Annotated in this window: 19 protein-coding genes and 1 pseudogene; 8 read left to right on the top strand and 12 right to left on the bottom strand. The window is 62.9% G+C overall.

Going from position 1 to position 19619, the window contains the following annotated elements:
* Positions 1-2 precede the first annotated feature (2 nt).
* The 4 genes from fdhD to ACWTU8_RS20835 all read left to right on the top strand — a co-directional run bounded on the left by fdhD (position 3) and on the right by ACWTU8_RS20835 (position 1797).
* Positions 3-833: a formate dehydrogenase accessory sulfurtransferase FdhD gene (gene fdhD, locus ACWTU8_RS20850; RefSeq protein ID WP_455849661.1), complete on the top strand. Its 831-nt coding sequence runs from the start codon at positions 3-5 to the stop codon at positions 831-833.
* Positions 823-1137: a formate dehydrogenase subunit delta gene (locus ACWTU8_RS20845; protein WP_455849660.1), complete on the top strand. Its 315-nt coding sequence runs from the start codon at positions 823-825 to the stop codon at positions 1135-1137. Before fdhD ends, ACWTU8_RS20845 begins: the two co-directional genes overlap by 11 nt.
* Before the next feature lie 242 nt (positions 1138-1379).
* A complete protein-coding gene (locus ACWTU8_RS20840) occupies positions 1380-1601 on the top strand; it encodes a hypothetical protein (protein ID WP_455849659.1) in 222 nt (73 codons plus the stop codon).
* A 13-nt stretch (positions 1602-1614) separates the two neighbouring features.
* Positions 1615-1797 carry an alpha/beta fold hydrolase gene (locus ACWTU8_RS20835; protein WP_455849658.1) on the top strand — a complete coding sequence of 61 codons (183 nt, stop codon included), beginning with the start codon at positions 1615-1617 and terminating at the stop codon, positions 1795-1797.
* Between the two features lie 159 nt (positions 1798-1956).
* Here ACWTU8_RS20835 and ACWTU8_RS20830 read toward each other — a convergent pair whose 3' ends face one another.
* From ACWTU8_RS20830 to ACWTU8_RS20800, 7 genes are all read right to left on the bottom strand, one after another.
* A complete protein-coding gene (locus ACWTU8_RS20830) occupies positions 1957-3384 on the bottom strand; it encodes a gamma-aminobutyraldehyde dehydrogenase (RefSeq protein ID WP_455849657.1) in 1428 nt (475 codons plus the stop codon).
* Between the two features lie 29 nt (positions 3385-3413).
* Positions 3414-4229 carry an ABC transporter permease gene (locus ACWTU8_RS20825; RefSeq protein ID WP_455849656.1) on the bottom strand — a complete coding sequence of 272 codons (816 nt, stop codon included), beginning with the start codon at positions 4227-4229 and terminating at the stop codon, positions 3414-3416.
* A complete protein-coding gene (locus ACWTU8_RS20820; protein ID WP_455849655.1) occupies positions 4219-5184 on the bottom strand; it encodes an ABC transporter permease in 966 nt (321 codons plus the stop codon). Before ACWTU8_RS20820 ends, ACWTU8_RS20825 begins: the two co-directional genes overlap by 11 nt.
* Positions 5185-5419: 235 nt before the next feature.
* Positions 5420-6418, bottom strand: a complete 999-nt coding sequence (locus ACWTU8_RS20815) for an ABC transporter ATP-binding protein (RefSeq protein ID WP_455849654.1) — start codon at positions 6416-6418, stop codon at positions 5420-5422.
* 186 nt (positions 6419-6604) lie between these two features.
* Entirely contained in the window at positions 6605-7756 is a 1152-nt protein-coding gene (locus tag ACWTU8_RS20810) for an ABC transporter substrate-binding protein (protein WP_455850015.1), read from the bottom strand.
* 127 nt (positions 7757-7883) lie between these two features.
* Positions 7884-8810, bottom strand: a complete 927-nt coding sequence (locus ACWTU8_RS20805; RefSeq protein WP_065005986.1) for a LysR substrate-binding domain-containing protein — start codon at positions 8808-8810, stop codon at positions 7884-7886.
* A 76-nt stretch (positions 8811-8886) separates the two neighbouring features.
* Complete coding sequence (locus tag ACWTU8_RS20800; protein ID WP_065005987.1) at positions 8887-9663, bottom strand: DeoR/GlpR family DNA-binding transcription regulator; 777 nt, start codon at positions 9661-9663, stop codon at positions 8887-8889.
* Positions 9664-10098: 435 nt separating this feature from the next.
* On the opposite strand from ACWTU8_RS20800, the gene ACWTU8_RS20795 reads away from it, so the two are divergent.
* Together ACWTU8_RS20795 and ACWTU8_RS20790 are read left to right on the top strand one after the other, a co-directional pair.
* Positions 10099-10983: a phosphotransferase gene (locus ACWTU8_RS20795; RefSeq protein WP_455849653.1), complete on the top strand. Its 885-nt coding sequence runs from the start codon at positions 10099-10101 to the stop codon at positions 10981-10983.
* Positions 10980-13433 carry a GcvT family protein gene (locus ACWTU8_RS20790; protein WP_455849652.1) on the top strand — a complete coding sequence of 818 codons (2454 nt, stop codon included), beginning with the start codon at positions 10980-10982 and terminating at the stop codon, positions 13431-13433. The genes ACWTU8_RS20795 and ACWTU8_RS20790 overlap by 4 nt, the downstream gene beginning before the upstream one ends.
* Before the next feature lies 1 nt (position 13434).
* Here the strand turns inward: ACWTU8_RS20790 and ACWTU8_RS20785 are convergent.
* Positions 13435-13569: pseudogene (locus ACWTU8_RS20785) on the bottom strand (class I SAM-dependent DNA methyltransferase); the annotation flags it as partial.
* A gap of 150 nt (positions 13570-13719) precedes the next feature.
* Between ACWTU8_RS20785 and ACWTU8_RS20780 the strand changes: the two are divergent.
* Positions 13720-14715, top strand: a complete 996-nt coding sequence (locus ACWTU8_RS20780) for a class I SAM-dependent methyltransferase (RefSeq protein ID WP_455849651.1) — start codon at positions 13720-13722, stop codon at positions 14713-14715.
* 264 nt (positions 14716-14979) lie between these two features.
* On the opposite strand, the gene ACWTU8_RS20775 is transcribed toward ACWTU8_RS20780, so the two are convergent.
* On the bottom strand, positions 14980-15612 hold the full coding sequence (locus tag ACWTU8_RS20775) for a class I SAM-dependent DNA methyltransferase (protein WP_135933593.1): 633 nt from the start codon (positions 15610-15612) through the stop codon (positions 14980-14982).
* A 158-nt stretch (positions 15613-15770) separates the two neighbouring features.
* Between ACWTU8_RS20775 and ACWTU8_RS20770 the strand changes: the two genes are divergently transcribed.
* Positions 15771-16673, top strand: coding sequence for a phosphotransferase (locus ACWTU8_RS20770; RefSeq protein ID WP_455850014.1), 903 nt, complete (start codon positions 15771-15773; stop codon positions 16671-16673).
* A gap of 121 nt (positions 16674-16794) precedes the next feature.
* On the opposite strand, the gene ACWTU8_RS20765 is transcribed toward ACWTU8_RS20770, so the two are convergent.
* The 3 genes from ACWTU8_RS20765 to ACWTU8_RS20755 form a co-directional block, all read right to left on the bottom strand.
* Positions 16795-17715, bottom strand: a complete 921-nt coding sequence (locus ACWTU8_RS20765) for a DMT family transporter (RefSeq protein WP_455849650.1) — start codon at positions 17713-17715, stop codon at positions 16795-16797.
* A 238-nt stretch (positions 17716-17953) separates the two neighbouring features.
* Positions 17954-18208, bottom strand: a complete 255-nt coding sequence (locus ACWTU8_RS20760; protein ID WP_127318925.1) for a hypothetical protein — start codon at positions 18206-18208, stop codon at positions 17954-17956.
* A gap of 114 nt (positions 18209-18322) precedes the next feature.
* Positions 18323-19615, bottom strand: coding sequence for an amidohydrolase family protein (locus ACWTU8_RS20755; RefSeq protein ID WP_455849649.1), 1293 nt, complete (start codon positions 19613-19615; stop codon positions 18323-18325).
* Positions 19616-19619: the final 4 nt, after the last annotated feature.

Raw genomic sequence — 19619 nt, 5'->3', positions numbered from 1 at the left:
TCTTGGCCGCGCGCCGCAAAGCAACGACGCAGATATCGCGGCTGGCACACCGCGCCAGCGGCACTGCGGCCGCCAACCGCATGGTGCCGGAAGAGACGCCGGTGGCGTTCTCCTTCGCCGGCACCACGCATGCGGTGATGATGGCGAGCCCGGCCGAGTTCGAAGATTTCGCGCTCGGCTTCTCGCTCACCGAGGGCATTATCGCTGCGCCAGAAGAGATCGAGGCGATCGAGGTCGAGGATCTCGGCGCCGGGATCGACATCCAGATCCGGTTGAAGGACCGGGCCAACACGCGCTTCCAGGCGCGGCGCAGACGGCTCGCCGGCCCCGTCGGCTGTGGGCTGTGCGGTATCGAGTCGATCGAGGAAGCGATGCGTTCGGTCGATGCGGTCGGTTCGTCCAAGCTTACGCTTAGTGTCGAGGACATCACCCGCTCGGTCAAGCTCTTGTCGAAGGTGCAGCCGCTGCACACGGAGACCGGAGCGGTACATGCCGCCGGCTTCTACGTGCCCGGCAAGGGCATCGTCATGGCGCGCGAGGATGTCGGCCGCCACAACGCCCTGGACAAACTCGCCGGTGCGCTGGCGAAAGCCGGTATCTCAGGCGCGTCGGGCGCGGTCGTGGTGACGTCGCGTGTCTCGGTGGAGATGGTGCAGAAGACGGTCGCCATCGGTGCTGCCATCATCATCGCCGTTTCGGCGCCGACCGCCCTTGCCATCCGCACGGCCGAGACCGCCGGAATGACGCTGGTGGCGCTGGTGCGCGCCGATGATTTCGATATTTTCACCCACCCTGACCGGGTGGTTTGCGGAGTTGCCAAGCATGTCGCATGACGAAGACCACATCACCAGCACCAAGGAAAAGCTGGTGCGCATGGCCAACCAGATCGCGGCCTTTTTCCATTCCAAACCGCGCGAAGAAGGCATTGCCGGCGTGGCCGAGCACATCAACAAGTTCTGGGAGCCGAGGATGCGGCAGCAGTTCTTCGAGATGCTGGACAGCGGCACCGAGAATTTCGACGAGCTCGTGGTGGCCGCTTCGGCCAGGATCAAGCGACCAAAGACGCCCGAGCAGGCTGACATGAGCCTTGGCTACACCCAGCCTACGCAGGCCGAAAGCGCGGGCCCGCTGAAATAGCCTAAAGCGCGTCGCATTTGAACGGATTCATGCGACGCACTTTAAGTTCTTGTTTTTGGCGCATGTCGTTATCGCAAAACCGCTGCGCACTTTTGCGCGACATGCACTAGGAGCCGCCAAAGGGTCCTATATTCCAGTCCTCTAAAGTTTGGCTGCCGCAAACGGCTTGGCTCTGCTATGGTTGACGATAGGAAATCGTCTGGCCGGGCGGGGTCGTTGCGTGAGGCCGATCGAGACCAGATATGCCCGTAGCGGTGACATGCGGATCGTATCAGGTGGTCGGCCAGGGTTCGTTCGATCTCGTTTTCGTGCCGGGCTTCATTTCCAATCTCGACCTGCACTGGGAAGACGAAGGCTATAGCCGGCTGCTGCTGAAGCGGCTTTCAGCCTTCTCGCGGCTGATCCTGTTCGACAAACGCGGCACCGGACTGTCGGACCGCATCGATACCAATCACCTTACCTAGCCTTGAAACACGCATGGACGACGTGCGTGCGGTGATGGTCGCCGCCGGCAGCGGGCGTGCGGCATTACTCGGTGCTTCGGAAGGCGCGCCGATGGCGATGCTGTTCGCCGCCACCTGTCCGGAGCGGACGCGGGCGCTGGTGCTCGCGCTTCGACGGACCGGCGCGCGCCATACGCTGCGCGGTGGCGCTGCGTGATGCGGCACAGGGGATCCGCGTGGCCAGCGCGCAGGGCGTGCATGTTGGCGAGATTGAATCGCGCGGGCCGCCAACGGGGCTGACCGCGGGCGTGACGATGCAGCTCGCCGCCCAGGCCGCCCGCGGCAACATTCTGGCCGTCAACGGGGAGAAGGGAGACTACCCGTGCGCAACCATCACATGGCGGACGGCCGTGTAGTCTTCCAAGGCATAGAGTGACATGTCCTTCCCGTAGCCGGACTGTTTCAGCCCGCCATGCGGCATCTCATTGGTCAGCATAAAATGGGTGTTGATCCAGGTGCAGCCATATTGCAACCGAGCGGCTGTCGCCATGGCGCGCGAGACATCCTTGGTCCACACCGAGGACGCGAGGCCATAGTCGCTGTCATTGGCCCAGTTCACCGCCTCGTCGACCTCGGAAAAGCGGGTAACGGAGACAACCGGCCCGAATACTTCGCGGCGCACGATCTCGTCTTCCTGCAGCGCGCCGGCGACGACGGTTGGCTGGTAGAAGAAGCCGGAGCCCTCGCCCGGCTTGCCGCCGGCGGTGATCTCGATGTGCTTCAGTTCCGAGGCGCGCTCGACGAAGCTCGAGACGCGGTCGCGCTGGCGACGTGAGATGAGCGGCCCGATCTCGTTCTCGGTGTCGTCGGAGCGGTTGTATTTGATGGTCGAGACGGCGGAGGAAAGGTCAGCGACGAGCTTGTCGTAGATCTTCTTGCCGGCATAGATGCGGCAGGCGGCAGTGCAGTCCTGGCCGGCATTGTAGTAGCCGAAGGCGCGCAGGCCATTGATCACCGCGCCGAGGTCGGCATCTTCGAAGACGATGACCGGCGCCTTGCCGCCGAGTTCGAGATGCGTGCGCTTGACCGATTTGGCTGCCGCCTGCAGCACCTTCTTGCCGGTGGCGACGTCGCCGGTGATCGAAATCATGTTGACTTTCGGGTGGTTGATCAGCGTGTTGCCGACGCTGTCGCCGCGGCCGAGCACAACGTTGACGACACCTTCCGGCAGAATTTCAGCGAGGATCTTCGCCAGCTTCAGCGAGGTCAGCGGCGTCTGCTCCGACGGCTTGAAGACGACGGTGTTGCCGCCGGCAATCGCCGGCGCCAGCTTCCAGGCCATCATCATCAGCGGATAGTTCCATGGCGCGATCGAGGCGACGACGCCGATGGCATCGCGGCGGACCATCGAAGTGTGACCGGGGATGTATTCGCCGGCGACCTGGCCGGGCATCGAGCGGACAGCGCCGGCAAAGAAGCGGTAGCAGTCGACGATCGCCGGGATCTCGTCGTTGAGCACGGCATTGATTGGCTTGCCACAATTGAGCGCCTCGAGGGCAGCGAAATCTTGTGCCGCGGCCTCGACGCGATCGGCGATTTTTAGGAGATAACCGGAGCGCTGCGCCGGTGTGGTGCGCGACCAGGTGACGAAGGCCTTTTCGGCCGCCAGCACCGCTGCCTCGATCTGCGCCTGGCTCGCTTCGGGCAGATTGAGGATGGTCGCCCCGGTCTTCGGATTGAGGATTGGTTCCTCGGTTTCGGTGCCCTTCTCGAATTTCGAGCCGATCAGCATCTTGGTGTCCATGGAAGTCTCTCCCTTATGGATTCTTGACGTCATTTGCCCGAACCGGCGATCTGGTCGCCGTCGCGGGTGAGGTAATAGGCGACGAGGATGGGCAGCAGCGTCACCAGCACGACGACCATGGCGACGACATTGGTGACCGGGCGCTGGCGCGGACGGATCAGCTCTTCCAGCATCCAAATCGGCAGCGTCTGCTGCTGGCCGGCGGTGAAGGTGGTGACGATGACCTCGTCGAACGACAGCGCGAAGGCAAGCATGCCGCCGGCGAGCAGGGCGGTGGCGATGTTGGGCAGCACGACATGGCGGAAGGTCTGGAAGCCGTCGGCGCCAAGGTCCATCGATGCCTCGATCATCGAGCCGGAGGTGCGGCGAAAGCGGGCGACAGCATTGTTGTAGACAACGACGACGCAGAAGGTGGCGTGGCCGAGCACGATCGTCCAGAACGAGAACGGAATCTCGGCCAGCGAAAAGGCTGAACGCAGCGCGATGCCGGTGATGATGCCGGGCAGCGCGATCGGCAGGACGACCAGCAGCGAGATGGTTTCGCGGCCAAAGAACCGTGTTCGCGACACGGCGGCCGCGCAGAGCGTGCCGAGGACCAGGGCGACGAGCGTCGAGATAGCGGCGACACGCACCGACAGCGACAGAGACTGCCACACGTCCGGGCGGTTCCAGGTGACGGCGAACCATTGCGTCGTCAGCCCCGGCGGCGGCCAGACGAAGCTCCTTTCCTCGGTCGTGAAGGCATAGATGAAGATCAGGAATATCGGCAGATGCAGGAACAGCAAGCCGCAGGCAGCGGCGATCTTCAGGCCGAGAGGAGCGGATGGTGAGCCATCAGAGCGCATCGAAGGCCCCCATGCGCTTGGCGCCCCAGAGGTAGAAGCCCATGATGACGATGGGCACCACGGTGAAGGCGGCGGCGAGCGGGATGTTGCCGGCGGTGCCCTGCTGCGAATAGACGGCCTGGCCGATGAACAGCCGCGAGGTGCCGATGATCTGCGGGATGATGTAATCTCCGAGCGTCAGCGAGAAGGTGAAGATCGAGCCGGCGACGATGCCCGGGAGCGCCAGCGGGAACAGCACGTTGCGGAAGGTCTGGCCGGGCGAGGCCCCGAGATCGGACGAGGCCTCGACCAGATTGCCGGGCACGCGCTCGAGTGCCGCCTGCACCGGCAGGATCATGAAGGGCAGCCAGACGTAGACGAAGACGATGAAGGTGCCGGTGGACGACACCGACAGGGAATTACCGCCGACGATCGGCAGCGACAGCCAGGCATCGAGCAGCCATAGAAGATGCAGCTTGGCGAGCAGCCAGGTCAGGATGCCTTCCTTGGCGAGGATGAGCTTCCAGGCGTAAATCTTGACCAGATAGCTCGACCACAGCGGCAGCATGATGCCGAGATAGAACAGCGCCTTCCAGCGGCCGCGCGCATAGCGCGCCGCGTAATAGGCGATGGGAAAGGCGATGATCGCGGAGGCGAACGTGACCAGGGCCGCCATCGTCACCGTGCGCAAGATGATGTCGAGATTTGCGGCCTGCAGCAGATCGCCATAGGTCTTCAGCGTGAATTCACGGTTGACGAGGCCGGAGAATTCGTCGATCGAGAAAAAACTCTGCAAGAGCAGTGCGAACAGCGAGCCGATATAGACGATGCCGAGCCACAGCACCGGCGGCAGCAGCATCAACAGCAGCAGGAGCTTGGGCCTGCGCCAGAACAGGTCCGACAGCGCGCCGCGCAAGCCGCGCGCGCGAGGAAGGAGGGCTGGGGCAGGTTTTGCCTGGGCAGCGGTCAGAGTCATGGTTTCGTCGACCGGTTGCGTTCCTTCGCGCCCCCCTCTGTCCTGTCGGACATCTCCCCCACAAGGGGGAAGATTGGCAGCTTCAATCTCGCCGGCCATTCTGCAACGTTAGAGATTGGCGAAAGTAGTCGCGACAGCCAATCTCCCCCCAAGTGGGGGAGATGTCCGGCAGGACAGAGGGGGGCGCCGTGAAGCGCCTTGCCTCGGCTATTAGCGACAGTTGCCGAAAGCGCCATCATGCCGGCTCGTCCATAAGATGCAAATGCTCGCGGTTGAAGGTGAGCACGACCGCCTCACCTTCCTTCGGCAAGGCGGCACCGGCCGGCACGATGGCGTGCAGGCGCAAGCCGTCGGCGTCGAGCGCCAGTCTGGTCGTGGAGCCGAGATAATTGGTCGAGACGAGACGAGCGGCAACGCCCTCGCCCTTCGCCGCCCGGCCGATGCGAATGGATTCAGGGCGCAGGCTGCCCCAGCGATGCTGGCCGGAATAACGCTGAACGAAATCCGGCGGCAGCACATTGGACGAGCCGACGAAATCGGCGACGAAGCGCGTCTTCGGGCGCTGGTAGATGTCCTCCGGCGTGCCGATCTGCATGATCTTGCCGTCGTTGAAGACGGCGACGCGATCGGCCATCGACAGCGCCTCGCCCTGGTCGTGGGTGACGAAGACGAAGGTGATGCCGAGCGCCTTCTGCAGCGACTTCAGCTCCTCCTGCATGTTCTCGCGCAGCTTGAGGTCGAGCGCGCCAAGCGGCTCATCGAGCAGAAGCACCTTGGGCTGGTTGACCAGTGCGCGGGCGAGCGCGACGCGCTGGCGCTGTCCGCCAGAAAGCTGGCTGGGACGGCGGGCGCCGTAGCCGGGAAGCCGGACCAGCGAGAGCGCCTCCTCCGCCGCCTTCTGCCGCTCGGGCTTGCCGACGCCCTTGACCATCAGGCCGTAAGCGACGTTGTCGAGCACGTTCAGATGCGGGAACAGCGCGTAGTCCTGGAAGACGGTGTTGACGTTGCGGCGATAGGGCGGGACGCCTTCGGCGCGTTCGCCGAAAATGGAGATCGACCCCGATGTCGGCTGCTCGAAGCCGGCGATTAACCGCAGGCAGGTCGTCTTGCCGGAACCCGAAGGTCCAAGCATGGCGAAGAACTCGCCCGGCGCGATATCGAGGTCGACCACGTCGACGGCGCGCACGCTGCCGAAATGGCGCGAGACTCTGGCGAACGAAACGGCGGAGGTCATGGGCTGTCCCAGGCTGATCAAATTCAGGCGACGGCGCTGCCCCTCATCCGCCTGCCGGCACCTTCTCCCCGTATAGTGACGGAGAAGGGGCTAGCCGCAACGCTCGCGATCCCCCTCTCCCCGTTCTTCACGGGGAGAGGGTAAGGGTGACGGCAGGGCTGCGCTCTCACAACGAGCGAGACGAACTCACCGCCCGCCGATGACGCCGATATAGTCCGACACCCAGCGATAGTAAGGCACGCACTGGTCCTGGGTGGCGCACTTCGACACCGGCGTCTTCCAGAACTTGATTTTTTCGAAGTTGTCGTAGCCGTTGGTCTTGCAGCCTTCGTCGCCGAGCAATTCGTTGCCCTTGCAGGCAGCCGGCACCACTGGGAGCGAACCGAACCAGGCGGAGACATCGCCCTGCACTTTCGGCGACAGCGAGTGCTCCATCCACATATAGGCGCAGTTCGGGTGGGCTGCGTCGGCCGCCAACATGGTCGTGTCGGCCCAGCCGGTGACGCCTTCCTGGGGAATGGTCGAAGCGACGGGCTTCTTGGCGGCAATCAGCGTGTTGACCTGATAGGGCCATGAACCGGAGGCGACGACGCCTTCGTTCTGGAAGTCATCGACCTGGATGGCAGCGTCATGCCAGTAGCGTCCGACCAGCGTGCGTTGGACGCGCAGCAGATCGAGGGCGGCCTTGTACTGATCCTCGGTCAGCTCGTAGGGATCCTTGATGCCGAGCTCCGGCTTGTGGAACCTCAGATAATTGGCAGCGTCGGCGATGTGAATCGGCCCGTCATAGGCCTGGACGCGGCCCTTGTTCGACTTGCCGTCAGGCAAGGTCATCTCCTCGAAGACGACGTTCCAGCTCTTCGGCGCTTCCTTGAACACCTCGGTGTTGTACATCAGCACATTCGGTCCCCACTGGTAGGGGGCGCCGTAGTGGACGTCGCCAACCGTGAACCATGGCGCATCCTTCAGCCGGTCGTCTACCGTGCTCCAGCTCGGGATGAGATCGGTGTTGATCGGCTGGACCCGCTTGCCGGCGACGAGGCGCAGCGAAGCGTCGCCCGAGGCGGTGACGAGGTCGAAGCCGCCCTCATTCATCAGCGCAACCATCTCGTCGGAGGTGTTGGCGGTCTTGATGTTGACCTTGCAGCCTGTGTTCTTCTCGAAAGACGTGACCCAATCATAGTTCTTGTCGGTTTCGCCGCGTTCGATGTAACCAGGCCAGGCGACAATGTTGACCTGGCCTTCGCCCTTGCCGAGTTCCTTGACTTGGCCGATCGCCTGGCCGGAGAAGGCCAGCGCGACCGTCAATGCAGTGCACGACTTCAGGAATGAGTTCATCATCGATCTCCCATTTGAGGGGCCGCACTCTCGCGGCGGCTTTGGTCCCTGATTGTGAAAGTGCTGTGAAATTTCCGGTTTCGCAAATTCATTTATCAGAAAGGGGATATCGGTTTTTCCGATAGACTTAACGACCAATCTTCTCCGGCCGCTGACGGACCATGCGCTGCGACTGTGCAAGCCCGATGAAGTCGCGCGCGGCCTGGGGCAGGCCGGAGCCGCGCCGCCAGACCGTGCCGACCTGAACAACCGGCAAGGAGCCCGAAATATCGCGCGATTCGATGCGGTCGCCTTCGAGCGACCATGGCCGGTAGACGAGGTCGGGCAGCAGCGCCACGCCGGCGCCGGTAGCGACGAGGCTGCGCACCGCTTCGACCGAGCGGGTGCGGAAGGCGACGTGCGGCTTAGCGCCGATCGCCGCCAGCAGTTTTCCGGTATTCTCCTCGATCTCGTCGACGGTCAGCATGATCAGCGGCTCCGAGGCGATATCGCCAATGCCGATGATGTCGGCGCCGGACAGCGGATGGCCAAGCGGCAGCCATAGCCGATAGGCCGAGACTTCGAGAATTTCGGACTGCAGGGCGGTGCGGTCGCGCAGGTTCGAGGTGACCATGACGGCGATGTCGAGCTTGCCGCCGATCAGCAGATGTTCGAGGTAATCGCCATTGTCCTCGATGGCCGAAATCTCAACGCCCGGATAGGCGCGGCGATAGCGGGCGAGAAGGTCCGACAGCACATAGCCGGCGACCAGCGAAGTGACACCGAGTTGCAGCCGGCCGCCCGCCGCCGCTTGCTCGCCGAAGAAGGCGCGGCGCGCGTCGGAAACGTCGGCAAGGATCTTTGTCGCGTGGCGCAGGAACTGATGGCCCTTGTGGGTGATGTTCAGGCCGCGCGGATGGCGCTCGAACAGTTCGACCCCGAGATCGCCTTCGAGCTCCTTGATCGCCTCGGTGACCGACGATTGCGAGATGGACAGATTCTGCGCAGCACCCGACACCGTGCCTTGCTCGGCGACGGCGATGAAGAATTGCAATTGGCGGATTGTGAAGGCCATCGCCGAACTAAACACCGGGACGGCAAGGAAGAAAAGCCGCCGATCTCAGGCTCGCCGCTTTACTGCTCTGGCCAGGTCAGGTCCCGCTATCGTCACCGGCAATGCTGAGCCGTGCGCCCGCTTGCCCAAGGGCGGAGGCGATGGCGCGCGGCGGCGGCCGATCGGTGACGAGTTCGGAAAAACCGTCGAGGCCGCAGACCTGGACGAGGCCCTGGCGGCCGAACTTGGTGTGGTCGGTGATGACGAGCGAGCGCTGGCCGCGCGACAGCACCATGCGGGCGAATTCCGCCTCTTCCAGATCATAGTCCATCACGCCCGTGACGGCATCGACCGCGCCGGTGGAGATCACCGCGTGGCTGACGGAAAAGCGGCTGACGAATTCGATGGCCGAGACGCCGAAGGCGGCGCCCGAATCGCTGCGCAGTTCGCCGCCGGCCATATAGACCTTGTTGCCGTTGACGGTGGCCAGCGTGCGGGCGATGTCCGAAGAGTTGGTGACCACCGTCAACCGCCGGTGGCCGAGCAGCTCGCGGGCTAGGAAAGAGGTGGTGGTGCCGGTGTCGAGCATGATCGATTCGCCGTCGCGGATGGTTGCGGCAACCATGCGGGCAATGGCGCGCTTGGCATCGGCATTCTCGCGCATGCGCCGCTCGAATGGCGCCTCGCCGGCCATCGATGGCAGGCCGACGGCGCCATGCATCTTCAGGATCGAACCGTCAGTGGTCAGCGGCTTGACGTCGCGGCGCACGGTCTCCAGCGAGACGCCCAGCCGGTCGGCCAGGCTGGCGATGGTGACGGTGCCCTCTTCCTGCAGGAGACGCAGGATTTCGCCATGCCGCTTCGAATGGATCATCCGGTTCGCCCAATCGGGTTGTTGCGCTACTGACTGTTTCTAAGGCAAATCGGCCACAGTTCACAAGGAATCCTAAAGGATTCGGGCAAGAAGACAGAAAAAGCCACAAGTTTTCGTTGACAAGCCGGAACACATGGCGTGACACTAACTCGTGACAGGCTCGGAACTGCCACGGGAGAACGATGGCAGAGCCGCACCAAATTTCGCCTGCCCGAACGTCTGGAAAATCGTCTGACGTAAGGGAAAAGGACTGTTTCGAATCCGCGGGGGCGGATGCCGGTGTCGAAGAACCCGGCACAGGGGCTCGTCGGTGCGGTGCGGGATACCGATCCTGGCATCCCGCACCGACGAGATTTTCGCATTGCTCCCTCCTGCCGGCCGCCATCTTTGTCTCGCCCGCGGCGTCTTGAACCCCGCCCAACGAGGGATGAACCTGTGACCGCCGAGGACCGCATCCGCGCCCTGCCCTGCTGGACCGGCAGCATCGAGATCGCGCCGCTGCCGGGCGGCCTGAGCAACGCCAACTATCTGGTCAAGGACACAGCTGGGCGGCATGTCGTGCGCTTTGGCCAGGACTTTCCATTCCACCACGTCTTTCGCGAGCGCGAGGTGATGACCGCGCGCGCGGCGCACGCCGCCGGCTTCGCGCCTGCGGTCCACCATTCCGAGCCCGGGATCTTGGTGACGGAATTTCTCGGCGCCAAGACCTATGTCGCGGAAGACGTACGCGCCAATATCGGCCGCGTCGCCGCCCTGATGCGCGGCTTCCATCGGGAGATGCCCAATCATGTCTCCGGCGCCGGCTTCATGTTCTGGGTGTTCCATGTCATCCGCGACTATGCGCGCACGCTGGAGGAAGCCGGCAGCCGCATGCGAAGCGAGTTGCCGCGGCTGCTGACGCTAGCGGACGAACTTGAACGGGCGCAGAAACTGCTGCCGATCGTCTTTGGCCACAACGATCTTTTGCCGGCTAATATTCTCGACGACGGCCATAGACTGTGGCTGATCGACTTTGAATATGCCGGCTTCAACACGGCGATGTTCGACCTCGCCGGCGTCGCCTCGAACGCCAGCATGAACGACGAGGAGTCCTTCGCCTTCCTGACTGCCTATTTCATGAAGGAGCCGGACGAGGCGATCCGCCGCTCGCATGCGGCCATGCAATGCGCATCGCTGCTGCGCGAGGCGATGTGGAGCATGGTTTCCGAACTTTATCTCGACGCGCCCGGCATCGACTACGTTGCCTATACCGACGAAAACCTGGCGCGGCTCGATGCCGCGCTGGAAAACTACCGAACGAAATACGGACAGAAATCATGACATTGCCCGCTCACGCCGAGATCGTCGTCATCGGCGGCGGCATCATTGGCTGTTCAACGGCCTATCATCTGGCGCGTGACCACAAGGCCGATGTCGTGCTTTTGGAACAGGGCAAACTGACTTCGGGCTCCACATGGCATGCGGCGGGGCTGGTCGGCCAGTTGCGGTCTTCGGCCTCTATCACCCGCGTGCTCAAATATTCGGTCGATCTCTACAAGGGGCTGGAAGCCGAAACCGGGCTGGCCACCGGCTGGAAGATGACCGGGTGCCTCAGGCTCGCTACCAATGCCGACCGCTGGATCGAGTATAAGAGGCTGGCGACGACGGCGAAAAGCTTCGGCATGGATATGCAGTTGCTGTCACCGGCCGAGGTCAAGACAATGTGGCCGCTGCTGGAGGCCGGCGATCTCGTCGGCGCCAGCTGGCTGCCGACCGACGGGCAGGCAAGCCCTTCCGACATCACGCAATCGCTGGCCAAAGGCGCGCGCATGCATGGCGCCAGACTGTTCGAGGATGTCCGCGTTACCGGCTTCGACATGAAGGATGGCCGCATCACCGCGGTAAAGACCAACAAGGGCGATATCGCCTGCGGCAAGGTGGTGAACTGTGCCGGGCAATGGGCGCGGCAGGTAGGCGCCCTTGCCGGCATCAACGTGCCGCTGCAGCCCGTGAAGCACCAGTACATCGTCACCGAAAGAATCGACGGGTTGGCGACCGATGCGCCGACGATCCGCGACCCCGACCGCCGCATTTATTTCAAGGAGGAGGTCGGCGGGCTGGTGATGGGCGGCTATGAGCCGGACCCGCAAGCCTGGACGACCGATCTTCCCGGCGGCGATGTCCCTGATGACTGGGAGTTCCGGCTGTTCGACGACGATTACGATCATTTCGAGCAGCATATGAACCAAGCGATCGCGCGGGTTCCGGCGCTCGAAACCGTCGGCGTCAAGCAGATGATCAATGGGCCGGAGAGTTTTACGCCGGACGGCAATTTCATTCTCGGCGTGGCGCCCGAATGCGCCAACATGTTCGTCGGCGCCGGCTTCAACGCCTTCGGCATCGCGGCGGGCGGCGGCGCCGGCTGGGTGCTGGCGCAATGGGTGGTCGACGGCGAGGCGCCACTCGACCTGTGGGTGGTAGATATCAGACGCTTTTCCGACCTGCACCGCGACCGGCAATGGGTCCGCGACCGCACGCTGGAAGCCTATGGCAAGCACTACACGATCGGCTTCCCGCATGAGGAGTATGTCACGGGCCGGCCACGGATCGTGTCGCCGCTCTATGAACGGCTGCAAAAGCACCGCGCCGTGTTCGGCTCCAAACTCGGTTGGGAGCGGCCGAACTGGTTTGCGCCTGAAGGCGTCGAGCCGAAGGACATCTATTCGATGGGCCGGCAAAACTGGTTCGCGCCGGTCGGCGACGAGCACCGGCACGTGCGCGAGAACGTCGGTATTTTCGACCAGTCGTCCTTCGCCAAATACGAAATGACCGGTGCGGATGCGCTGAAGGCGCTCGACTGGATCTGCGCCAACGACGTCGCCAAGCCGGTCGGCCGGCTCACCTACACGCAGCTTCTCAACACGCGCGGCGGTATCGAGGCCGACTTGACCGTGGCGCGGCTCGGCGAAGAACGATTCTACGTCGTCACCGGCACCGGTTTTAGGACGCATGATTTCTCGTGGATCGGCGACCATGTCGGCAACGAGCTCGACGTGACGCTCACCGATGTCACCGAGGATTTCGGCACGCTTTCGCTGATGGGGCCGCGCGCCCGCGACGTGCTGGCTGCGGTGACCGATGCGGACGTGTCGAACACTGCTTTCTCGTTCGGACATGTGCGGGAAATCTCCATCGCCGGCCACACAGTTCGGGCGCTGCGCGTCACCTATGTCGGCGAGCTCGGCTGGGAGCTGCATGTGCCGATCGCGGCGACTGGCGAAATCTTCGACGCGCTGATGGCGGCGGGCGAGAAGCACGGGATTCGCCCGGTCGGCTACCGGGCGCTGGAATCGCTGCGGTTGGAAAAAGGCTACCGCGCCTGGGGCTCCGACATCACGCCCAATGACACGCCGCAGGAGGCCGGCCTCGGCTGGGCGGTGAAGCTTCGCAAGAATACCGATTTTCTCGGGCGGCGGGCTCTAGAAAAGATCAGCGGCGCCGCGCTGAAAAAACGCTTTGCCGGCTTCACGGTCGAAGATTGCGAGATCGTGCTGCTCGGGCGCGAAACGATCCTGCGCAACAGCGAGCCGGTCGGCTACCTGACCAGCGGCGGCTATGGCTACACGGTCGGCAAGAACATCGGCTACGGCTATGTGCGCAACGCCGATGGCGTCAGCGACGATTTCCTCGCCTCCGGCGACTACGAGCTGGTGGTGGCGATGGAGCGGACGCCGGCAAAGATCCATCTCGAGCCGCTTTACGATCCGGCGGGAGCAAGGATCAGAGCCTAGATCAGTTCACGCGCAGAACGAGCCCGCGGCTGGGCACCGTGTCCGCCTCGCCCGGCATGGAGACATAGGGCGACGTTTCCTCGGCGCGCGTAACGACGCCCTTCGCCTCGAGGTCGGCGATCCGTGCGGAAAAGCCGGCGGCTATAAGCACTGAGCTTAAGTCCGTACGTCAGATCGAGAACCGCTCTAGGGTTACTGACATCCTATTCACTTTTCCTGAAACTTGTCTAGCGTTTCCCCTGGAGTCTACACGTTCGAGACTGTTCTTCTATGACGAGGGCACAATATGCAAATAAACGAAATCAAGGAGAAAAAGCAGAAGATTATCGAAAGGTTCGGCCCCTGGACGGCAGGTTCCATCCATCTGGCCGATCAAATTGACACGTTCGATGAGCCGCACTGGGACGCCCGATTGAGGCGCTTCGTGCAGATCGCTGCAGATCTTGCGGGGAAGCCGTTGGAGAAGCTTCGCGTTCTGGACCTGGCGTGTCTCGAGGGGCAATACGGGATTGAGTTCGCGCTCCATGGGGCCGACGTGCTCGCCATCGAGGGTCGGGAGGCGAACCTTGAGAAGGTGCACTTCGCTAAGGAGGTACTCTCCCTGGACAACCTCGAACTCGCCCTAAATGACGTGCGCAACCTCGACGAGGAGCGCCATGGTCGTTTCGATGTTGTTCTATGTTTGGGGATCCTTTATCACTTGGATGCTCCGGATGTCATGGACTTCGTGGAGAGAATCTCGAAGGTTTGCGGAAAGATATCAATAATCGATACCCATATCAGCCTCAGCGACGAAGCGTCGTACTCTTGGAAGGGGAAGACCTACTGGGGCAGGTATGGCAAGGAACACGATACTGATGCGACCTCCGAGGAGAAGCTGGCAGCGCTCTGGAACTCGCTCGACAACCCGAAGGCCTTCCTCTTCACGCGTGCATCGCTCTGCAACCTACTCCGACACGTGGGCTTCACGTCCGTCTACGAGTGCTTGAACCCCTACGAGTATCATAATCCCAACTGGCCGCTGGCTCCAGAAGGGGACAGGCATGTCGTCTGGAGGGATCGCATCACCCTGGTTGCTATCAAAGGGCGGAGTCAGCCACTGCTCTCCTCGCCCATTACGGACGCATCGCCCGAGATCGATCGCCCCGAAAGGCCAGAGTATATCGAGCAGCTCCCGTGCATTCCCGAAGTGTCGCGCAGAAGGTCGAGAGGTCTGCGGTCGCGATTGAGCAGGTTCCTGCCCGGCCCTGTGAAGGCAGTGCTGAGGAGGATCATCCAATGAAATGTCGGACAGACGGCGGCGTTGACGCACCTTCACCGACGGCTGCAAGCCGCCTGAATTCCCCGGAGGCGTAAAGAAGGTCGGCTCTTGGGCACTTTTGATACTGCTGGCGAAGTCGGAAATAAGCCCAGTTCGGAGGCAACATGTTGCTTGTAAACTCGGGCTGTCAATTGTCTAGCCGCGGCCAAATTGACTTCGCCAGCAGTATCACTTTTGGTGACATCGAGCGACACGGGAACCTTAACGAGGGGAATGGAAGAATGATCAGTTCACGCGCAGAACGAGGCCGCGGCTCGGCACGGTGTCCGCCTCGCCCGGCATGGAGACATAGGGCGACGTCTCCTCGGCACGTGTGACGACGCCCTTCGCATCGAGGTCGGCGATCCGCGCGGCAAAACCGGCGTCCCACAGCGTGTTCTTGACCGTCAGCACGATTATCCCGCCCGGCCGGCAAATACGGATCAGTTCGTCGAGCCCCTCGGCGCCGACATGGCCCGAGGTGAAGACGCCGGCCGATATGATCCCGGCATAGGCATTATCGGCGAAAGGCAGCGGGCCGCCGAGCGCCAGGCAGTGAAGCGCCGAATAGACGCCCTTGCGCTCCGCTTTGGCCAGCATGCCCGCCGAGATGTCGAGTGCCTCGACCTGCGGATAGCCCGCGATCTTCAGCCACTCGCCGATGAGCCCGGTGCCGGCACCGGCATCGAGGAGCGGTGCCGCGCCGCGCGGCAAGTGGCGGGCAAGCAGGGCGAGGCAGATAGTCGGATGGCGATAACCGGCCGCCGACATGTCGGCGTCGTAGGTGTCGGACCAGCGGTCGTAGAGCGCCGCCACTTCTTCAGGCCGCTTCGCTGCATAGGCCGCGGCGAGCGCGCCTTCATTTTTCCTGTCCGCCATCGCAGTCCCGTCCGCAAAATCAAAGCGCAGCAGCGTCCTTCCGCGTCCGACAGGACCGTGCGGCGCTGGAGTGAATCGCATGCCGCGGATGATAGCCAAACGGCGAAATTTGTGGAACCGTCGTGGCCACAAATAAAGACGCAAAGAGGGCGGAAGCGATGGTGGACGAGGAAGCACGTGCGGCGCTTGCAGCCATTCCGGGGCTGGCCGGTTACGAGGGACCCTTGGAGCGGCTTGGCGGCCTCACCAACCTCGTCTTCAGGGCTGGAGATGTCTGCCTGCGGATTCCCGGCAAAGGCACCGAGGAGTATATCAATCGCGCCAACGAGGCGGTGGCGGCGCGGGAAGCCGCCAAGGCCGGCGTCAGCCCCGAGCTGCTGCATGTCGACGGCGAAACAGGTGTGATGGTGACGCGCTTCATCGCCGGCGCCGAGACGATGTCGCCAGAAAAATTCAAGACCCGGCCGGGCAGTCCGGCGCGCGCCGGCAAGGCCTTCGGCAGATTGCATTCATCCGGCGCGGTGTTTCCCTTCCGCTTCGAGCTGTTTGCGATGATCGACGACTATCTGAAGGTGTTGTCGACCAAGGACGTCGCCCTGCCTGCCGGTTACCACGACGTCGTTATCGAGGCGGAAACCGTGCGCTCGGCGCTTGCCGCGCATCCGCTGCCTCTCGTCGCCTGCCACTGCGATCCGCTGTGCGAAAACTTCCTCGATACGGGCGACAGGATGTGGATCGTCGACTGGGAATATTCCGGCATGAACGACCCGCTTTGGGATCTCGGCGACCTCAGCGTCGAAGGACAGTTTGATACGGCGCAGGAGGAAGAGATGATGGGCGCCTATTTCGGTGGCGAGCCAACGCCGGCGGAGCGCGGCCGCATCGTCATCTACAAGGCGATGTGCGATCTCTTGTGGACGCTGTGGGGGCTGATTCAGCTCGCCAACAGCAATCCGGTTGACGATTTCCGCGCCTATGCCGACGGTCGCTTTTCACGCTGCAGGGCGCTGATGGAGACGGCCGATTTCTCAAGGCATCTGACGGCGGTGCGCGCGGGTTAGGCGCCAGAAATCTGGAACCTTAAAGCACGCCACGTGATGGGATTCACGCGGTGTGCTTTAAGTCCTTGTTTTTATGCATGCGGTTGCCCCAAAACCGCTGCGCACTTTTGGGCGACATGCATTAGTTGACGCCTTTCGGCACGTTTTCCGGCGGCACAGTGTCCACCACCTTCTGGCGATAGAAAATGAACAGGCCGGCCAGCACGATGATGCCCGAGCCGATCAGGATGCGCGGGCCGGGCATGTCGCCGAAGAAGGCCAGCCCGAAGATGACGGCCCACAGCAGCAGGCTGTAATGCAGGGGCGCCAGCGTCGAGGCGGGCGCCAGCTTCAGCGCCCTGGTGATCATCAGATGCGCACCGCAGGAGACGATGCCAAGAAGCAGCATGGCGCCGAAATCGAGCGAGGACGGCGTCTGCCAGTTGCCGATGGTGAGAAATCCGCCGACCAGCAATGTGCCGATGGTTTGCCACGTAACCAACGAGGTGTCGCTGGTGCCGCGCAACCGCCGGTTGAGGATGATGGCGAAGGCGAATGAAATGCTTCCGGCCAGCGCGAAGGTCGACGACAGCGAAAACGCGGCCGAGGACGGTTTGAGCATTATCAGCACGCCGCAGAAGCCGACCAGGATCGCCATCCAGCGGCGCCAGCCGACCTTTTCACCGAGCAGCAGGTGCGACAGCGCCGCCACGTAGATCGGTCCGGCCATGTAGAAGCTCATGACGTCGGCGAGCGGCAGATAGACGACGGCGGCGTAGAATAGCGCCGTGTCGAGGGTCGTCATGACGACGCGCAAGACCTGCAGTTCCAGGCGCTCCATGCGGAACAGCCTGGCCGTACCTTGACGCGCGATCATCGGGCCGAGCACGAAAAAAGCGCCAATGGAACGGATCAGGACGACCTGGCCGACGGAAAAGCTGGCGACCAGCCATTTGCCCATCGCATCGTTCAACGCAAACAGGAAATCGCCGGCCAGCATCAGCAGAATGCCGGCCAAAAGCACGTTCCTGGTCGTCGAATTCTGGGCTGGTGGCTGTGCCATGCCGATATCGCTTCCTCCCGCATGAAAGCTCGGTAAGCAGCGTCGTAGACGCAAGCAGCCGCTTTGACGAGCGGAAATCGGGAGCCCGGCCAGACCAGAGCCGGAAATCGGCTGGGCCTACACCAGAGCGGCGGACTTTCAAATCGAATCGTACCGCCGCACTATCTTTTTAGCATCGGATTTTCTCAAACCGTTATCCACTTTTGGGTCCGACGCTCTAGATCGCCGCTTCAACGGCCTACTTTGGCCGTGGCCGAATGATGACCGGGCGATAGATCACCGGCCGATCCCAAGGATCGAAAGCCGAGGCACTTCTCAGGTCCGCGCGGCGCGCCAGATCGATGCGCTGCAGACATTCGGCGAAGGCATCATTTTTCCTGACGAAGCCGTAGGACCGGCATTTCGCCTCGTCCGCGGCACGACGGTCTTCGGCCGTCATGCAGCCTGCACAGGTCGCCGCCAACGCGACCACCATCGCCGTCTTGTGCCACATCGTGTCCTCCTCACCACAAAAGTGGAGACTGACTGTAGACTTAAGATCAGGACCTATCAATCTGATCGACGTGTGCGGCCTGATGCAGGCTCAACATCTTATCGGGCCTGCCAATTATTGGTCGTGAAGTGGGCGGCGATGCCTGCGGTTCACTGTTCCCGGCCGTCCGGCGATCGAAAGCCGCGTTTCCTGCCTGGCCCGCTCGGCCACCACCTTGCCCCTGGCGATGACGCAGAGGCGCTCGGGGCGCAGGCGCAAGGCCTCGACCGGATCGCCGGCATCGAGGACGACGAGGCTGGCGCGCTTGCCAACCGCCAGGCCGAGATGGTCGAGGCCCATAATGGCGGCGTTGACATTGGTGACCATGTCGAAGCAGCGCGCCATGTCGGCCGGGCTCGACATCTGGGCGACGTGAAGGCCCATGAAGGCGACGTCGAGCATGTCGGCGGTGCCCAGCGAATACCAGGGGTCGAGCACGCAATCCTGGCCCCAGCCGACGCGGATGCCGTGGGCAAGCATTTCCTTGACCCGCGTCAGACCGCGGCGTTTGGGGAATGTGTCGTGGCGGCCCTGCAGCATAATGTTGATCAGCGGATTGGGGATCGCCGAGACGCCTGCCTCGGCGATCAGCGGCAACAGCTTCGAGACATAGTAACTGTCCATCGAGTGCATCGAAGTGAGATGCGAGCCGGCGACCCTGCCCTGCAGGCCGAGGCGTTGCGTCTCATAGGCCAGTTGTTCGATATGTCGCGACAGCGGATCATCGGTCTCGTCGCAATGCAGGTCGACCATCAGGCCGCGCTTTGCCGCGATTTCGCAAAGTTCCGTCACCGAACGCGTTCCGTCGGCCATAGTGCGCTCGAAATGCGGAATGCCGCCGACGATGTCGACACCCATGTCGAGCGCCCGGATGGTGTTATCGCGCGCCGTCGGCGAGCGATAAAACCCATCCTGCGGGAAAGCGACCAGTTGCAGGTCGATATAGGGCGCGACCGTCTTCTTCACATCGAGCAGGGCTTCGACCGCCAGCAGCCTGGTATCGCAGACATCGACATGGGTGCGGATGGCGAGCAAGCCCATTGTGACAGCCCAGTCGCAATAGGCGAGCGCGCGCTCGCGCACCGCTTCGTGCGTCAACAGCGGCTTCAGTTCGCCCCACAGCGAAATGCCTTCCAGCAGTGTGCCCGACGCGTTGATGCGCGGGATGCCCAGCGAGAGCGTGGCGTCCATGTGAAAATGCGGATCGACGAAAGGCGGCGAGACCAGATTGCCATGGGCGTCGATCGCCGTGCCCGCGGTAACGTTCAGCTCGGGCTCGATGGCCGCGATCGTCTCGCCGATGATGCCGATATCCGCGATCGTGCCGTCGTGCAGCATGCCGCCGCGGACGATAAGGTCGAAATCCATCTGA

Source organism: Mesorhizobium sp. BHbdii, from assembly GCF_053848045.1.
This window is presented reverse-complemented; position numbering and strand designations above follow the sequence as displayed.

Bases quoted from the DNA above. Each gene is read 5' to 3' on its own strand.
- ACWTU8_RS20765 (WP_455849650.1), bottom strand. From the start codon at position 17,715: ATGGCACAGCCACCAGCCCAGAATTCGACGACCAGGAACGTGCTTTTG.
- ACWTU8_RS20790 (WP_455849652.1), top strand. From the start codon at position 10,980: ATGACATTGCCCGCTCACGCCGAGATCGTCGTCATCGGCGGCGGCATC.
- ACWTU8_RS20810 (WP_455850015.1), bottom strand. From the start codon at position 7,756: ATGAACTCATTCCTGAAGTCGTGCACTGCATTGACGGTCGCGCTGGCC.
- ACWTU8_RS20775 (WP_135933593.1), bottom strand. From the start codon at position 15,612: ATGGCGGACAGGAAAAATGAAGGCGCGCTCGCCGCGGCCTATGCAGCG.
- ACWTU8_RS20755 (WP_455849649.1), bottom strand. From the start codon at position 19,615: ATGGATTTCGACCTTATCGTCCGCGGCGGCATGCTGCACGACGGCACG.
- ACWTU8_RS20830 (WP_455849657.1), bottom strand. From the start codon at position 3,384: ATGGACACCAAGATGCTGATCGGCTCGAAATTCGAGAAGGGCACCGAA.
- ACWTU8_RS20820 (WP_455849655.1), bottom strand. From the start codon at position 5,184: ATGACTCTGACCGCTGCCCAGGCAAAACCTGCCCCAGCCCTCCTTCCT.
- ACWTU8_RS20760 (WP_127318925.1), bottom strand. From the start codon at position 18,208: ATGTGGCACAAGACGGCGATGGTGGTCGCGTTGGCGGCGACCTGTGCA.
- ACWTU8_RS20845 (WP_455849660.1), top strand. From the start codon at position 823: ATGTCGCATGACGAAGACCACATCACCAGCACCAAGGAAAAGCTGGTG.
- ACWTU8_RS20770 (WP_455850014.1), top strand. From the start codon at position 15,771: ATGGTGGACGAGGAAGCACGTGCGGCGCTTGCAGCCATTCCGGGGCTG.
- ACWTU8_RS20825 (WP_455849656.1), bottom strand. From the start codon at position 4,229: ATGCGCTCTGATGGCTCACCATCCGCTCCTCTCGGCCTGAAGATCGCC.
- ACWTU8_RS20840 (WP_455849659.1), top strand. From the start codon at position 1,380: ATGCCCGTAGCGGTGACATGCGGATCGTATCAGGTGGTCGGCCAGGGT.
- ACWTU8_RS20815 (WP_455849654.1), bottom strand. From the start codon at position 6,418: ATGACCTCCGCCGTTTCGTTCGCCAGAGTCTCGCGCCATTTCGGCAGC.
- ACWTU8_RS20805 (WP_065005986.1), bottom strand. From the start codon at position 8,810: ATGGCCTTCACAATCCGCCAATTGCAATTCTTCATCGCCGTCGCCGAG.
- ACWTU8_RS20835 (WP_455849658.1), top strand. From the start codon at position 1,615: ATGGACGACGTGCGTGCGGTGATGGTCGCCGCCGGCAGCGGGCGTGCG.
- ACWTU8_RS20800 (WP_065005987.1), bottom strand. From the start codon at position 9,663: ATGATCCATTCGAAGCGGCATGGCGAAATCCTGCGTCTCCTGCAGGAA.
- ACWTU8_RS20780 (WP_455849651.1), top strand. From the start codon at position 13,720: ATGCAAATAAACGAAATCAAGGAGAAAAAGCAGAAGATTATCGAAAGG.